General features: G+C 66.1%; 13 protein-coding genes. 8 read left to right on the top strand and 5 right to left on the bottom strand.

Annotation, left to right across the window (positions count from 1 at the left end; genetic code table 11):
- Window positions 1-131 precede the first annotated feature (131 nt).
- The 3 genes from LDJ84_RS12195 to LDJ84_RS12185 all read right to left on the bottom strand — a co-directional run bounded on the left by LDJ84_RS12195 (window position 132) and on the right by LDJ84_RS12185 (window position 2,413).
- Window positions 132-524, bottom strand: a complete 393-nt coding sequence (locus LDJ84_RS12195) for a hypothetical protein (protein WP_024763328.1) — start codon at window positions 522-524, stop codon at window positions 132-134.
- A gap of 337 nt (window positions 525-861) precedes the next feature.
- Window positions 862-1,017 carry a hypothetical protein gene (locus LDJ84_RS12190; protein WP_164488247.1) on the bottom strand — a complete coding sequence of 52 codons (156 nt, stop codon included), beginning with the start codon at window positions 1,015-1,017 and terminating at the stop codon, window positions 862-864.
- 274 nt (window positions 1,018-1,291) lie between these two features.
- Complete coding sequence (locus tag LDJ84_RS12185) at window positions 1,292-2,413, bottom strand: M14-type cytosolic carboxypeptidase (protein ID WP_226046388.1); 1,122 nt, start codon at window positions 2,411-2,413, stop codon at window positions 1,292-1,294.
- A 210-nt stretch (window positions 2,414-2,623) separates the two neighbouring features.
- Here LDJ84_RS12185 and lpdA point away from each other — a divergent pair, with 210 nt between their 5' ends.
- From lpdA to LDJ84_RS12145, 8 genes are all read left to right on the top strand, one after another.
- Complete coding sequence (lpdA, locus tag LDJ84_RS12180) at window positions 2,624-4,024, top strand: dihydrolipoyl dehydrogenase (protein ID WP_226046387.1); 1,401 nt, start codon at window positions 2,624-2,626, stop codon at window positions 4,022-4,024.
- A 246-nt stretch (window positions 4,025-4,270) separates the two neighbouring features.
- Window positions 4,271-4,540, top strand: coding sequence for a hypothetical protein (locus LDJ84_RS12175; RefSeq protein ID WP_024763325.1), 270 nt, complete (start codon window positions 4,271-4,273; stop codon window positions 4,538-4,540).
- Between the two features lie 303 nt (window positions 4,541-4,843).
- Window positions 4,844-8,527 carry a PAS domain S-box protein gene (locus LDJ84_RS12170; protein ID WP_226046386.1) on the top strand — a complete coding sequence of 1,228 codons (3,684 nt, stop codon included), beginning with the start codon at window positions 4,844-4,846 and terminating at the stop codon, window positions 8,525-8,527.
- Complete coding sequence (locus LDJ84_RS12165; protein WP_024763323.1) at window positions 8,524-9,525, top strand: two-component system response regulator; 1,002 nt, start codon at window positions 8,524-8,526, stop codon at window positions 9,523-9,525. Before LDJ84_RS12170 ends, LDJ84_RS12165 begins: the two co-directional genes overlap by 4 nt.
- A gap of 63 nt (window positions 9,526-9,588) precedes the next feature.
- A complete protein-coding gene (locus LDJ84_RS12160; protein ID WP_226046385.1) occupies window positions 9,589-10,134 on the top strand; it encodes a DUF4256 domain-containing protein in 546 nt (181 codons plus the stop codon).
- A 195-nt stretch (window positions 10,135-10,329) separates the two neighbouring features.
- On the top strand, window positions 10,330-11,334 hold the full coding sequence (locus tag LDJ84_RS12155; protein ID WP_226046384.1) for a GlxA family transcriptional regulator: 1,005 nt from the start codon (window positions 10,330-10,332) through the stop codon (window positions 11,332-11,334).
- A gap of 27 nt (window positions 11,335-11,361) precedes the next feature.
- Entirely contained in the window at window positions 11,362-11,604 is a 243-nt protein-coding gene (locus LDJ84_RS12150; RefSeq protein ID WP_024763320.1) for a DUF1272 domain-containing protein, read from the top strand.
- Between the two features lie 9 nt (window positions 11,605-11,613).
- Window positions 11,614-12,780: an MFS transporter gene (locus LDJ84_RS12145; protein ID WP_226046383.1), complete on the top strand. Its 1,167-nt coding sequence runs from the start codon at window positions 11,614-11,616 to the stop codon at window positions 12,778-12,780.
- Window positions 12,781-12,989: 209 nt separating this feature from the next.
- Here the strand turns inward: LDJ84_RS12145 and nfuA are convergent, their stop codons facing one another.
- Window positions 12,990-13,574 (bottom strand): Fe-S biogenesis protein NfuA, encoded by a 585-nt coding sequence (gene nfuA / locus LDJ84_RS12140; RefSeq protein WP_024763318.1) that lies wholly within the window; start codon window positions 13,572-13,574, stop codon window positions 12,990-12,992.
- Window positions 13,575-13,782: 208 nt separating this feature from the next.
- On the bottom strand, window positions 13,783-16,071 hold the full coding sequence (locus LDJ84_RS12135) for a fatty acid cis/trans isomerase (protein WP_226046382.1): 2,289 nt from the start codon (window positions 16,069-16,071) through the stop codon (window positions 13,783-13,785).
- Window positions 16,072-16,100: the final 29 nt, after the last annotated feature.

The following is a 16,100-nucleotide window of genomic DNA, read 5'->3' as shown; positions in this document are numbered from 1 at the left end:
AACGAGTGGGGCCAGGCGATATTCCCCGCTCCGACCGGCGGATCGCAAGCCCGGCGAAGCTTCATGCACGGCGGGAATGCCCGTCGATTGCAGCGCTCAGGCGCCCCACCGGCGCCCCTCGCCACGGGTGGTCAGCGCGCCTTGCGGGTGCCGCTCTTCTTTTCGCTCTGGCGCTCGACGGCCTGGACGAAGAGTTCCTCTACCAGCAGCGACTGGATCGGCGAGCGTGTTTCCAGCGACAGGCTCATGGACTCCAGCTTCTGGTTCACCCCCAGGCGGGCGATGCCACACAGCAGGATGCGCTGGGCGCCGAAGATGCTGCCCTTGTCGACCAGCACTTCGCGGGGCTTGTCGCCGTCCAGGTAGCTGATCTTGAGGGCTACAGCGGTGTCGTCGCGCACAGCCAGGTTGAGCCAGGTGGCAACGTTGAACTCGACCACCCATCCCAGGCCGGTCTTCTTGGCCACGGCTTCACGGACCAGATGAGCGGGAACCGGACCCAGGGGGGTACTGTGGTTTTCCATGGGGTTACTTCTGACGGCTGCGGGTAGAGCGAAATGCGCTAACGGAAGACCCGAGTTTATGTGAAGCAGTTCAAGTTTTCAGTCTGTATTTTGTAAGACACCGACTATTGAGTAAGCACGAAGTTACAGATCCGGGGCGCTCTAAAATGCCGGTTACAGCCCGGAAACGGATGACGGAAAAAGGCTGACGACGCGGATCGGCAGAGGCGCTCCGACAAAGTGAATGACTACAGGCCAACATCAGGCAAGGCCGGCCCGGCGGGAAGCCGAATCGGCCCTGGCGTGTCCAACTGGCTGGCGCACGCGCCGGTGCGGCCGGGCCCTGAGGCCTGCTTGCTCAGCCTGCGCCAGCGAGGGTGCGTGGCCTCTGTTCGCCCGCGCGGTTCTTGCGCACTTCACGGCGCTCTATGAAGTCCAGTTCTTCCAGGGCGTCCGTGCGGTCCTGCAGGTCTTCGATGACTTGCGGGGTCAACCGCTTGCGATGTCGAGTCATACCTGCCTCCTGAATTCGTATGCCTCATGTTTTGGATTAGCACGCGAGGGGAAGGATTCAAAGGCTGCCTGCGACGGATTACCCCAACGGTCAGCCGCCAAGGATGTAAGACGTCGCCGGGAAAGACGCCTTTCTGCCGGAGCGAGCTTGCTCGCGAACACCCCGCGGCTCTGCGGCTGGGCGGATTCGCGAGCAAGTACCAGGCATTCCCCTCGGTCCTACGAAGAACTCCAAGGCGGGCTATGGCAAACCGCGATGTCCGTCCGCTCGCGAATCAGCGCAATTCGTCGACCAGGCTGGCGACCGTGACCAGCACCGCCTCCGCGAGCGCCTTCGACCGCGCCCCGCTCCACCCGGTACGCGGATTGGGCGACAGGTTGTGGTCCTTGAACGGCATTTCCAGGGTCAGCGACAGGCAGTCGTAAGTGCGGCCGACGTGATTGCAGGCCAGGGTCAGGTTGGCCTGGCCGGGAGCGTCCTTCGGGTAGCCGTGCACGCTCTGGAATTCGCCGTTGGCTTCCAGGCGCTCGCGGAACAGGCTTTCCAGGCGATCCAGGCGCGGCGTGAACTCCGGGTTGCCTTCGCAGCCGGCGGCGAACACGAAGGGGATTTCCTCGTCGCCGTGCACGTCAAGGAACAGGTCGACGCCGTACTGGGCCATCTGCTGCTGGACGAACAGCACTTCCGGGCTTTCCTCGGCACTGGGCGCGGCCCAGGCGCGGTTCAGGTCCTTGCCGGCGGCGTTGGTACGCAGGTGGCCGTGGAAGGCACCGTCCGGGTTCATGTTCGGCACCAGGTAGAAGTCGGCGCGCTCCAGCAGGCGCTGGACCTCGGCATCACCCGATTGCAGGCGCTCGATCAGGCCCTCCATGAACCACTCGGCCATGTGCTCGCCGGGGTGTTGCTGGGCGATCAGCCAGATCTTCCGCGCACCCTCCACGCCCTTGCCGATGCGCAGCAGGGGCAGTTCGCGGCCTTCGATGCTGTGGCCGGTGGCGAGCAGCTCGGCGCCATTGGCCTGGGCGCGCTTCACCAGGTCGGCATGGCGCTCGCGGCTGTAGGGCTCGAAGTAGGCGAACCAGGCCTGGGGCTGTTCGGCAACGAGGCTGAAGTGCAAGCCGTTGGAATCATAGGTACTGGGCACGCGGAACCAGTCGCGCTGGTCATACGAAGCCACCGCGTTGTAGCCCGGCCAGCCGCCGGTGTAGCTGGAGCCGGGGGCGTTGGTCAGGCTGAACTGATATTGCTCACCGGGCTCCAGACCTTCCGCCTTGAAGTGGAACCACTGGAAGTGCGGGCTTTTCGTGTCCGGGCGCAGCGCCAGGCGCACCTGGCGCGGGTCGCTGTCGTCGATGACCCGGATATTGCCGCTGTCGAAATCGCAGTCGATTTTCATGAATTCTCCGTAGGCGCACGAACCCGAGGCGCCAAAGCCCTGCATTTTCGCCCTCCCCGCCGCGTCTGTCATGTCTGCGTGACTTGCGTTGAATCATATATTATGTTCGTAATATAAATCGAGTAACGCTTATCCCAGGCCATGCGCTGGTGATCCGGCGAGCGCGGGCTAACCTCGATTGACCCCTTTTTCCAACTCGGAGAGCACTGCATGAGCGCATACGATGTGATCGTCATCGGCGGCGGCCCCGGCGGCTACAACGCGGCCATTCGCGCGGGCCAGCTGGGCCTGAAAGTTGCCTGCGTGGAGGGCCGCGAAACCCTCGGTGGCACCTGCCTGAATGTCGGCTGCATGCCGTCCAAGGCGCTGCTGCACGCGTCGGAACTGTACGAAGCGGCGGCCGGCGGCGAGTTCGCCAACCTCGGCATCCAGGTCAAGCCCAAGCTGGACCTGGCGCAGATGATGAAGCAGAAATCCGAGAGCGTGACCGCGCTGACCAAGGGCGTGGAATTCCTCTTCCGCAAGAACAAGGTGGACTGGGTGAAGGGCTGGGGCCGCATCGACGGGCCGGGCAAGGTGGAAGTGACCGCCGCCGACGGCAGCAAGAGCAGCCTCACCGCCAAGGACATCATCATCGCCACCGGTTCCGAGCCCTCCCCGCTGCCGGGCGTGGAAGTCGACAACAAGCGCATCCTCGACTCCACCGGCGCGCTGTCGATTCCCGAGGTGCCCAAGCACCTGGTGGTGATCGGCGCCGGCGTCATCGGCCTGGAGCTGGGTTCGGTATGGCGCCGCCTGGGTGCGGAAGTCACGGTGATCGAATACCTCGACCGCATCTGCCCCGGCATGGACCTGGAAACCGCCAAGACCTTCCAGCGCGCGCTGACCAAGCAGGGCATGAGCTTCAAGCTGGGCTCGAAAGTCACCCAGGCCAAGGTCAGCGGCAAGCAGGTGACGCTGAGCGTGGAGCCGGCTGCTGGCGGCGCGGCGGAGTCGATCCAGGCGGATTACGTATTGCTCGCCATCGGCCGCCGCCCTTATACGCAGGGCCTGGGACTGGAAAGCGTGGGCCTGGCTACCGACAAGCGCGGCATGCTGGAGAACCACGAACACCGCAGCAGCGTGCCGGGCATCTGGGTGATCGGCGACGTGACCTCCGGCCCGATGCTCGCACACAAGGCCGAGGACGAGGCCATCGCCTGCGTCGAGCTGATTGCCGGCAAGGCCGGGGAAGTGAACTACGACGTCATCCCCAGCGTGATCTACACCCATCCGGAAGTGGCCACCGTGGGCAAGACCGAGGAACAGCTCAAGGCTGAGGGCCGCGCCTACAAAGTGGGCAAGTTCCCCTTCACCGCCAACAGCCGGGCGAAGATCAACCACGAGACAGAGGGCTTCGTGAAGGTGCTGGCGGACGAGCGCAGCGACGAGATCCTCGGCGTGCACATGATCGGCCCGAACGTCGGCGACATGATCGCGGAGTACTGCGTGGCCATGGAGTTCCGCGGCGCCGCCGAGGACATCGCCCGCACTTGCCACCCCCACCCGACCCGCTCCGAGGCACTGCGCCAGGCGGCGATGAACGTGGACGGCTGGGCCATGCAGGCCTGACCGCTCGTCGCCAACTACAAATGGCACGTGCGGCGCGATGGCGCACCCAAAAAATCGCGACAGGCCACGGCTGACGGGGTCTGTAGCGACTGAAACAGTTTTATTTGCGACTATTTTGTGTACAACCGCGACATGGGTTGTGACTTTCTTCGACTCTGAATCCATCAATTGCGTGAACGAACACGAAAGTGGATGAGCCGCTTTCGCCACCTTCGCAATGGATTACCACGCAGAGAGATCACAACCATGCATGCGACTCTTCGTTTCAACGAGGCTCTGCTGATCACTGGACGAGCCTTCCAACCCTTCAATTGTGTGACCTGGGTTGACCAAGGGGGCGACGGCAGCCTCGACCTGTCCGTCCTCGATCGCACCGGTACCCGTCTGCTGGGCCTCACCCGCATTCCCAGCTCCGCCTACTCCGACCCGGAGCAGCTCGAAGGCCTGCTGAATCAGGCCCGCGACGAGCTGAACCGCGAAGGCTACCGCCTGCAGGAATGGCACATGCCCGCCTGATCCGCAGACAGGTACCCAAAGAAGCCCGGCCCCAAGCCGGGCTTCTTCATTTCCGGCGCCAGCCGTCGGCAACCGCTCAATTTGCCGCTTCGTCTGCCGACAACGAAGTGTCGGTCGCCGTCCGGCTGCATCGTTTCAGCTTCGATTCCGAACATTGGCTTTCCGCTCGTCCGAAACCCGCATTCCACTGCCGGTTCAGCGGGAGCAGCGACCGACAATGATGGCAATTTGCAGCCATCCTGTGTTTTGCTCACCCCGTCTCGTCTTCCACCGGGCCTTCGGCACGCAGTACGGTCTCGTTCAATGCTCGATCTGCAGCGATATTTCTACAGCGGCGACACCCCTTCGCTGCTTGTTTTCGGCGAGCACAACAATGCTCTGGTGCTGCTCTCCATCCTCATTGCCGTCTTCACCTCGACCATGGCCCTGCAACTGTCAGGCGTGGCGCGGCTGGCGCGCAGCCCGTTCTACCGCCAACTGGCCATCGGCACCGGCGCGGTGGCCCTGGGCGGCGGCGTGTGGGCGATGCACTTCATCGGCATGCTGTCCTTCCAGCTCTGCGCGGCGGTGCGCTACGACCCGTTGATCACCCTGCTTTCCGGCCTGCCGAGCCTGTTCGCCTCCTGGATAGCCCTGAGCCTGTTGGCCCGGCGCAACGTCAATCGCCTTCAGCTTATTGGCGGCGGGGTGCTGGTGGGCGCCGGCATCGGTGCCATGCACTACAGCGGCATGGCCGCCATGCAGATGGCTCCGCTGCTGCGCTACAACCCGTGGATGTTCGCCCTGTCGATCCTTGTCGCAGTGGTGCTGGCGGTGATTGCGCTCTGGGTGCGCTTCGGCCTGCGCGGGCGGATGCGGCCGAACCTGGCGATCCTGGTCAGCGGCCTGGTGATGGGCCTGGCAATCGCCGGTATGCACTACACCGGCATGGCCGCCGCGCGCTTCGTCGGCCGCGAGGAGTTCGGCGTGCCGCAGGGCGTGCAGGGCAGCTTCTACCTGGCGCTGGCAGTGTCCATGGCCACCATCAGCCTGAGCATCTGCGTTGCCGCGGTGAATGGCCTGCTGCGCTATCGCCAGCTGTTCCAGGAACTGGAGCGCCGGCGCAAGCACCTGGATTCGCTGCTCGACGCCGCCGTCGAGGCGATCCTCACCATCGACCACAGCGGCGTGATCCGTTCGGTCAACCACGCGGTGCTGCGCCTGTTCGGCTGGCACCCGCACGAGCTGGTGGGCAAACCCATGCAGGTACTGATGAACGAGGCTTACGGCCATCAGTTCCGCATGGCGCTGGATAACTACAAGAGCAGCGGCAAGCGCCAGTTCAGCAACTCCGAACTGGAGCTGGAAGGCCTGACCCGCGACGGCCGGGAAATCCCCGTGCGCGTCAGCCTCGGCGTCACCGATCACAACGGCAAGCCCTGGTTCGTCGTGTTCGTCGCCGACATCAGCGAACGCCGCGAGATGGAGCAGGCCCTTCGCACCAGCGAGGAACAGTACCGCTCGCTGATCCGCAATATGCCCGGCATCGTCTTCCGCGTCCTCCCGGACCACGCCTGGAGCACCCTGTTCGTCAGCGATGCGGTCGAGGCCGTCACCGGCTGGTCGGCGCAGGACTTCAGCGACCAGCGCATCACCTTCGCCCAGCTCTACCATCCCGATGATCAGGAAGCGGTGAACGAGGAAGTCCGCCGCGCCATTGCCGAGCGCCGCAGCTACGTCGTCGAGTACCGGCTGTTCGACCGCAGCGGCGCCGAACACTGGATCTGGGAAGGCGGCAGCGCCTGCTATGACGAATCCGGTAACCCGCAGTGGATCGACGGTGTGCTGCTCGACCAGACCGAAACCAAGCTGCTGAGCAACGAATACGAAGGCAAGGTCACGGCCATCGGCCGCGCCATGGCGCTGATCGAATTCGACCTCGAAGGCCGCGTGCTCGCCGCCAACGACAACATCCTCGAACTCTTCGGCTACACCGAAGCCGAGGTGCTGGGCCAGCACCACAGCCTGTTCTGCCCGCCGGACATCGCCGCCAGCGCCCAGTACCAGGCGTTCTGGCAGGCACTGCGCAAAGGCGAGCACAGCGCCGGCGAATACCGCCGCCTGGCCAAGGACGGGCGCGAGGTTTGGATCCACGCCACCTACAACCCGATCCTCGACTTCGACGGCAAGCCGGTGAAGGTGGTAAAGCTGGCCACCGACCTCACCCCGCGCCGCGTCATGGAGCAGGAACTGCGCAGCGCCCGCGACCGCGCCGAACAGGCCGCCGCCGCGCGCAGCAGCTTCCTGGCCAACATGAGCCACGAAATCCGCACGCCGATGAACGCCATCATGGGCTTCACCGAACTGCTGCTGGATTCACCGCTGGAAGCGAACCAGCGGCGCTACCTGAGCACCGTACAGAACGCCTCGCGCTCGCTGCTGGGCCTGCTCAACGACATCCTCGACACCGCCAAGCTCGATCGTGGCGCCATCGAACTGGAAGCCCTGGACTTCTCCCTGCCGGAGCTGTGCGAGCAGGTCTGCGCGGCGCTGCGGCTGTCCGCCGAGCGCAAGGGCCTGAGCCTGCAGATCGACTATGGCCAGCGCGCCGGCGAGTACTTCCGTGGCGACCCATTGCGCCTGCAACAGGTGCTCACCAACCTGCTGGGTAACGCGGTGAAGTTCACCGAGCGTGGCGAAGTGCGGCTGGTCATCAGCGGCGAACCCGGCGCGCTGCGCCTGGCCATCCGCGACACCGGCATCGGCATCGCCGCCGACCGCCTGGAGCGCATCTTCGACCCCTTCGCCCAGGCCGACGCCTCCATGAGCCGGCGTTTCGGCGGCACCGGGCTGGGCACCACCATCTCGCGCCAGCTGGTGGAGCTGATGGGCGGTCGCATCAGCGTGGAAAGCCAAGTGGGCCGGGGCAGCGTGTTCACCGTCGACCTGCCCTTGCCAGCCGGCCACAGTGTGCAACCGGTTATCCGCAGCCACGCGCCGAGCCTGCCGCCGCTGCACATTCTGGTGGCGGACGACGTGCCGCAGAACGTCGAGCTGCTGGAGCTGAACCTGCGGCGCCTGGGCCACCACCCGCACAGTGTCGGCGACGGCCAGGCCGCGGTGGAGGCCTACAGCGCGCAGGACTTCGACCTGGTTCTGATGGACGTGCAGATGCCCGGCATGGATGGCCTGGAAGCGACCCGGCGCATCCGCGCCATCGAGCAGCAACGTGGTGAAGACGCCGTGCCGATCATCGCCCTCACCGCCAGCGTGCTCGACCGCGACCGGCAGAACGCCCTGGATGCCGGCATGAATGGCTTTGCCAGCAAACCGCTGGACCTCACCGGCCTGCTGGACGAAATGGCCCGGCTGCTGGGTGCCGCGCCCGCGATTCGCAGCGCGCACGTCAGCGAAACTGCGCCATTGGCGACCCTGGACTGGACCGTCGGCGCCCGCCTGTGGGGCGGACCGCTGCCCATGGCACGGGCCGTCGTGCGCTTCCTCGAAGAGCAGGAAACCAGTCTGAACGCTCTGGAAAGCGCAGTGAGCAACGGCGATCGCGCCGGCATTGCCGCCCTCGCCCACCGCCTGCGCGGCGCCGCCGCCAACCTCGCCCTGCCGCGTCTGGCCGGCGCCATCGGCGCGCTGGAAGGCGCCGCAGATCACGGCAAGACTGAACAATTGGCGGCTGCCCTGGAGCGTGTCCGCGCGGAGTTCACTACGGTCCGCGAATCGGTGCCGCTGGTGCCGGTAGCCTTCGCCGAGGCGGTCGGGGCTGCCGTTGGCGAGGCCGCCTCGCAGGACCTGCGTGACGCGCTGCAGGCCCTGCAACTGGCCCTTTCCCGCGGCGGCCTGGACGACCAGGCGCTGGAACGCCTGCGCCTGGGCACCGCCCAGGGCGAACACCGCGAGGCCTTCGAAGCCCTGCGCTACGCCATCGACGACTTCGACTTCGACCAGGCCCTGGAATGGGTCCGCACCCTCGGCGCCCGACTGGAGCAAGCATGAGCCTGACCGCCCAAGATCATCGTCCCTGCCTGCTGCTGGTGGACGATGAAGCCACCAACCTCCAGGTGCTGCGCCACATCCTGCAGGACGACTACCGTCTGCTGTTCGCCAAGGATGGCGAGAAGGCGCTGGAGCTGGCCAACCGCGAACGCGCGGACCTGGTCCTGCTGGACGTGATGATGCCCGGCATGACCGGCTTCGAGGTCTGCCAGCGGCTCAAGGCCGAGCAGGCCACCTGCGCCATTCCGGTGATCTTCGTCACCGCGCTCGCCGATGTACCCGACGAGGCGCGGGGCTTCGAGGTCGGCGCGGTGGACTACATCACCAAGCCGGTCAGCCCGCCCATCGTCAAGGCGCGCGTGCGCACGCACCTGTCGCTGGTGCGCGTGGAGGAACTGCGCGAAACACGCCTGCAGATCGTCCAGCGCCTGGGCAAGGCTTCGGAGTACAAGGACAACGAGACCGGCCTGCACGTCATCCGCATGAGCCACTACGCGCACATCCTGGCCCGCGCTGCCGGCTACTCGGAGAAGGCCGCCGACGACCTGCTCAACGCGGCGCCCATGCATGACGTGGGCAAGATCGGCATTCCCGATGCCATCCTGCAGAAGCCCGGACGCCTCGATGAGCAGGAATGGGCGGTGATGCGCCAACACCCGGAGATCGGTGCGCGGATCATCGGCGAACACGACTCCACCCTGCTCACCCTGGCGCGCAGCATCGCCCTCACCCACCACGAACGCTGGGACGGGACGGGTTACCCCAATGCCCTGCGCGGCGAGGAAATCCCTCTGGAGGGCCGCATCGTCGCCATCGCCGACGTGTTCGATGCGCTGACCAGCGTGCGCCCGTACAAGCCGGCCTGGAGCATCGACGAAGCCATCGAACTGCTGCGCCGGGAAAAAGGCCGCCAGTTCGACCCGGAGCTGGTGGAGCTTTTCCTCGGTCGCCTGCCCGACATCCTCGCTGTGCGCGAGCGCTGGGCCGACGCCGGCTGAGCCGCAGGCCGCGCAAATCCTGCTTTACTCTCTGACCTTCAACCCCTGCCGAGAGTAAGCAAGATGAATGCGAAGCAACGCGACGCCCTGCTGGCCACCCTGCAGGCGCGGTTCAAGCAGCACCCCGAGCGCCACAAGGGCATCGACTGGGCGGAAGTCCAGGCGCGCCTGGAGGCCGCCCCGGCCAAACTGAAAGCGCTGGAGCAGATGGAGGAAACCGGCGGCGAACCCGACGTGGTCGACCGCGAAAGCGCCAGCGGCGCCATCCTGTTCTTCGACTGCTCAGCCGAAACCCCGGCCGGCCGCCGCAGCCTCTGCTACGACCGCGAAGCCCTGGACGCGCGCAAGAAGGACAAGCCCGCTGGCTGCGCCACCGAACTGGCCGCGCAGATCGGCATCGAGCTACTGGACGAGGCGCAGTACCGCCAGTTGCAGGAACTGGGCAGCTTCGACCAGAAGACCTCCAGCTGGCTGCGCACGCCCGGCTCCATGCGCAAGCTGGATGGCGCGCTGTTCGGCGATCGCCGCTACGAGCGTGTGTTCACCTATCACAACGGCGTGCAATCCTATTACGCCGCGCGGGGGTTTCGCGGCGTGCTGAAAGTCTGACGCGGCACCGTTTTCACGCCTTTCGTCGAGGCTCGGCACCACAGCGGCGGAGGGCTTTGCTCCTGAGCAGATCGGCCCTGCCCACCGGGGCGAGCGGGAGCTGGCCAGTGGATTGGCAGGATATGTGGGGTAGCTGACGTTGCCGCCAGCGTCGGCCACCGCCACACTCGTGACATCCAATGAACGAGTGTCGCCATGGAATCGCTGCGCCGCGTCGCCTGCCTACTCTATCCCGAGGTCATGAGTCTGGACATCACCGGGCCGCTGCAGGTGTTCGCCTCCGCCAACGTCGAGCGCCAGCGCCAGGGCCTGGCGCCGATCTATGAGCTGCTGGTACTGGGCGAACAGGCCGGGCCGGTGGCCACCTCGGCCGGCCTGCGCATCTGCGCTGACATGGGATGGCGGGAAGTCGAGCCCGCCACCCTGGATACCCTGCTGGTCCCCGGCGGGCTTGGCGTCCCGAAACAATGCGAGAACACCGACCTGCTGCACTGGCTGGCTGCCGCCGAGCCCCAGGTGCGCCGGCTCGGCTCAGTGTGCTCCGGCGCGCTGATCCTCGCCGCGGCCGGCGTGCTCAACGGCCGTCCGGCCACCACGCACTGGGCGGATGTCGATGAGCTGTGCAGCGACTACCCCGAGGTACTGGTCCAGGGCGACCGCCTGCATACCTACGATCCGCAGCGCCGGGACGGCGACGATCACGTGTTCACCTCGGCCGGCGTCACCGCCGGCATCGACCTCGCCCTGGCGCTGGTGGAAGCCGATCTCGGCCGTGCCCTCGCCCTGGCCGTGGCGCGGCGGCTGGTGATGTTCCTCAAGCGCCCCGGCGGGCAGGCGCAGTTCAGTCACTGGTTGACCCCGGAACCTAGCCGCACGCCACGCCTGGCGGCACTGCTGGAGTGGATACCGGCCAACCTGGGCAGCGACCTGTCGCTGGAGGTTTTGGCCGAACAGGCGTGCATGAGCCCGCGCACACTGTCGCGGGTGTTCATCAACGAGCTGGGCATGGGCCCGGGCCGCTACGTCGAGCGCGTGCGCCTGGAAGCCGCCCGTGCACTGCTGCAGGACGCCCAGGCGTCGATCAGCACGGTATCGCGGCTGTGTGGCTTCGGCCACCCGGAAAACCTGCGCCGCACCTTCCACAAGCACCTGGCGATCAGCCCGCAGGAATACGCCGAGCGCTTCGGCCAGATGCACTGACTTCAATCCACCGCAAAGGACTTTGCCATGCTCGAACTTCGCCCCGGCTGCGAATGCTGCGACCGCGACCTGCCCGGCGACAGCGCCGACGCGCGCATCTGCAGCTTCGAATGCACCTTCTGCAGCGACTGCGCCGAACAGGTGCTGCACGGCCATTGCCCGAACTGCGGCGGCGAACTGCTGCCGCGCCCACGCCGGCCGCTGGCGAAGCTGGCGGCCAACCCGGCCTCGACCCAGCGCGTGCTCAAGCCTGCCGGCTGCCAGGGCTGAGGACGGAACATGCTGCTGCGCATTCCGTCGATCCGCCTGCTGTTCGCCAGCCAGGCGCTGTACTGGTCCTGCTCGCTGATCGGCATCACCCTCACCTCGCTGGTGGGCGCGCAGCTTACGCCGCTCAACAGCCTGGCCACGCTGCCACTGGCAATTCTGGTGCTGGGCAACCTGTTGGCGGTGCAGCCGTTGTCGCTGTTCATGCAACGCCACGGACGGCGGCGCGGCCTGCTGCTGGGCGCCGCCTGCGGCGTGTTCGGCGGGCTGCTTTGCGCGCTGGGCGTGTGGCTGGCGGACTTCCTGCTGTTCTGCCTCGGCGCATTGCCTATTGGCGCCTACCAGGCGTCGGCGATGTATTACCGCTTCGCCGCGCTGGAAGCGGTGGACGAAACCCACAAGGGGCGCGCCACCGCCTACGTGATCGGCGGCGGCGTGCTGGCGGCGTTGCTCGCACCGAGCCTGGCGCTGTGGTCGCGCAATGCCCTGCCCGCGCCCTTCGTGGGTTCGTACCTGGCCATCGCCACACTGGCGCTGGTCGCCCTCGCCGTGCTCAGCCGTCTGCCGGAAGGCGCAGCGCCCGCGCCATCCACCGGCGGCTGGAAGGTGATGCGCGAGTTGCTGTCGCGCCCGGCGGTCCGCGCGGCCATGGCCTGCACCGCCGCCGGCCACGGGCTGATGATCCTGATCATGAACGCCACGCCGCTGGCCATGAGCTTCTGCGGGCTGCCGCTGGAGCGCTCGGTGAGCGTGATCCAGTGGCACGTGCTGGGCATGTTCCTCCCCGCCTTCGTCGCCGGCCCGCTGGTGGACCGCCTCGGCGGCCGCCGCGTGGCCTGGGCCGGCATGGCGCTGCTGGCGGTGAGTGCGGCGGTGGCGCTGAGTGGTCAGTCGGTGGCGCAGTTCCTCATCAGCTCACTGCTGCTGGGCATGGGCTGGAACCTGATGCTGGTGGCCGGCACCACCCTGCTCGCCTTCGGCCATTCGCCGCAGGAGCGCGGGCATGCGCAAGGGCTGATGGAACTGGGCAATGGCAGCCTGGCGGCGCTGATGTCGTTCAGCTCCGGCGCGCTGATCACCAGCGTCGGCTGGAGCGCGGTGAACCTGCTGGTCTGGCCGGTGCTGCTGGTGGCGCTGGTGATGCTCTGGTCGGGGCGACGGCAAGTGGCGCAGGCCTGAGGGTTTGGCTGCCTACGCGGTTCGCGAGCAAGCTCGCTCCTGCAAGGAGCACCACTGCGTAGGGTGCATAACCCGGAGCGGGTTATCCGCCGCAATGGCGGATAACGCCTGAGGCGTTATTCGCCTTACGTTTCCGAGCAGGCCCAGACCCGGCTCCAAACGAAAAAGGCGACCCGAAGGTCGCCTTTTCGCTGCTCGATCGCCTGCCTTTAGTAGTAGGCGTTCTCGCGGTTGCTGTGGTCGGTGACGTCCCGCACGCCCTTCAGCTCAGGGATGCGCTCGATCAGGGTCTTCTCGACACCGTCCTTCAGGGTCATCTCGACTGCACCACAGCCTTGGCAACCGCCGCCGAAACGCAGCACGGCGATGTTGTCCTCGACCACGTCCACCAGGCTCACCTGGCCGCCGTGGCTGGCCAGGCCGGGATTGATCTCGGTCTGCAGGTAGTAGTTGATGCGCTCGGTGATCGGGCTGTCCTCGTTGACCATCGGCACCTTGGCGTTCGGCGCCTTGATGGTCAGCTGGCCGCCCATGCGGTCGGTGGCGTAATCGACCACGGCGTCTTCCAGGAAGGGCTCGCTGATGGCGTCGATGTAGGCGGTGAAATCCTTCAGGCCGACCGGGGTGTCTTCCGCCTTCTGCTCGCCCGGCTTGCAGTAGGCGATGCAGGTTTCGGCGTACGTGGTGCCCGGCTGGGTGATGAAGATGCGAATGCCGATGCCGGGAGTGTCCTGCTTGGACAGCAGCTCGGCCAGGTAATCCTGTGCGGCTTCGGTAATGGTGATAGCGCTCATGGCAACTCCTCGCAAACGTGGCGCCAGTTTACGCCAAACGGGGGGATCGGATAAAGCCCTACTGATTTAGTAGGAATAATTCGCAGGTAGGCCAAGCACTTTCCTGTAGGAGCGAGCTTGCTCGCGAATGGCCCCGCAGCGGGGGCCGGTTCGCGAGCAAGGACTGGGCGCTCCCCTCGGTCCTACAGGTTCAGGTCCGCGATCTGGTTTACAGGTTCTCGTAGCGATTCATGTCCAGCACGCCTGCCTCCACCGGTTCTGTTTCGCGCAGGTAGGCATCCAGGTCGTGGAAGTAGAACCAGAACTGCGGGTTGCTGCGACGCACTCCCCAGCGGTCGGCGATCTTCTCGAAGTCCGCCGCGCTCTTTACCTGCTCCAGGGCGCCAACGAAATCCCGCACGTCGGCCGCCTTCAGGTTGAACATGAAGTTCGGGTAGCTCGACAGCACGCCTGGGTAGATGGTCAGCGTATCCAGCCCCGGCTGGTAGCGCAGCGACTCGCCCGTCATGAAGGCCACGTTGCTGTGGGCACGGTTGCGCAGCACGGTGTAGATCTCGCGCTGGCCGTCCGGCAGTTCCACACGCAGCATGGTCGCCTCGGGGAACTGGTCGATGACCGGCAGGCCGGCAGCCGGCCGGCTGACCAGCCGGCTGAAGGCCTGTTCGGCATCCTGCAACGGTGCGGCCACCGAGTTGCGGTAGCAAGCGCCGTTTTCGCACAGGTTGATCGGGTCGGGCCGCGCATTGAGCGCCACGTAGTGCTTCAGCAATTGCTTGGCGAAGGCCAGCTTGGCGCCCTTCTCCGGCAGGAACAGCCCGGTGGGCGCGTCGCTGTCGGAGTTGTAGTAGTCGGCCCACATCTTCAACTTGCCGCTGCTCTGGTACCAGTCATCGAGGAGCTTCTTGCGCTCGCCGACCGGCATCAGGCGCAGGAAATTCTGCTCGGCGCCGTTGCGGATCAGGTCGAAATACAGCCGCGTCTGCGCCTGGTGGGCGACGTTGCCGAACACGTCGAAGTTCACCACCAGCCCGTAGTAGGTGCGCTCCAGCAGCGGGTAGTCCATCCACCAGAGGGTCTGCGGCACGCCGCCGATCAGGCCCTTGCGCACCGAGGCACTGTCGTACTGGCGGAAGATGCTCAGCACGGCGTTGTCGTTGCCGGCCCAGATGTCCGCCCAGGTCGGCGCGGGCGCCTCGTCATAGACGTCCTGTCGCAGCTCTTCGTATTGATTGCGCTTGTCGCGGTAGGAGCGCCATTGCGACAGCATCGCGCCGACGTCGTCGATCTGCCCCGGCAGCGCCAGCAGCGGCGAGGCCTGGCGCTGGAACTTCGGATCGGTGACATAGAGATCGTGGTCCGGGTCCTGGAACACTGCCCAGAAATTGTCGCGGATCACGTCGGTGGCAATCTGCCCACGGCACACCGGCCCGCGGATGAAGGTACGGACGAAGTACTCGGCGTTGTCCAGCATGAACTGGTAGCGCGCCCGCGCCGGAATCGCCTCGAAGGTCAAGAAGGGGTTGGCGCGGTGCTGCAGGCCATAGCCGGGAACCTTGTCGGTATCCCAGGCTGTGCCGTAGAACAGCTCCTGGTTGCGCTGGAGGCGAGCCGCGTTGAGCGGATAGGTGATGTGCGTCTTGTGCACGATCACACCCTGGATCGGCCACAGGCGGTAATAGAAGGTATTGCCCGGATCGTCGTTCGGCCGCCGCGTGGCGATGGGGTCGATGGGCTGGCCGCTGGGCGTGCGCGAACGCACCAGCTGGAAGAAGTGCCCCGGCTCGCCGCGCTCGGTGAAGTACAGGTGGGCGAGGAACAGGTGCTCGTAGATCCAGCGCGACACCAGGCTCTGACGGGCGCCGGGCTGGTTGAGGAAGCTTTCCCACTCGCCGATCTGCTGCGCTTCGCCGCTGCCCGGCTGCCAGGCCTGTTCGTCCACCGGCGCGCCCTGAGCCAGCCAGGTCTTGATGGTTTTCAGCTGCTTGTCGGTCAGGCCGGTGACGGCGAAGGGCATGCCGCTGCGCGGGTTCTTCGCCACGAAGTCGTCGATGGTCGCGGGCGTCGGGCACTGGTTGGTGCGGTTGATCGACAGGTCGAGGCCATCGGGGATCTTCGCGTTGGGCACCAGCGGGTGGTCATGCCCCAGGTCGATCATCCGCGCCATCAGCGCCGCCTGGCTGCCACGGCCATCGAGCACCGACCAGAAGTCCTTGCGCCGCCAGGCGTCCGCGCCATGGGCGTCGAGGAACAGCCGGGTGGTGTCCTGCGCCTTGGTACGCGCGCCGTCATACACCGGCAGCTTGTTCGCGCCGCGTTGCGCGCCTTCGGCGGCCGTCAGGTTGAGCTGGCACGGCGAGTCGTAGCAGGCATGGCAGGCCACGCATTTCTCGGTGAAGATCGGCTGGATATCGCGGGTGTAGGACAATCCTCCCGCCTGGGCCAGCGCCGAAAACGCCAGGCCAGCGATAAGCAACGTGAAGCGGGCTCGCAGGGACATGAAGGGCTCCAAACATCAGGATGATGCGG

The sequence above is a fragment of the Pseudomonas sp. HS-18 genome (assembly GCF_020401845.1).
GTDB lineage: Bacteria > Pseudomonadota > Gammaproteobacteria > Pseudomonadales > Pseudomonadaceae > Pseudomonas > Pseudomonas nitroreducens.
The sequence above is the reverse complement of the archived record's forward strand: the minus strand, read 5'-3'. Positions and strand labels throughout refer to the sequence as shown.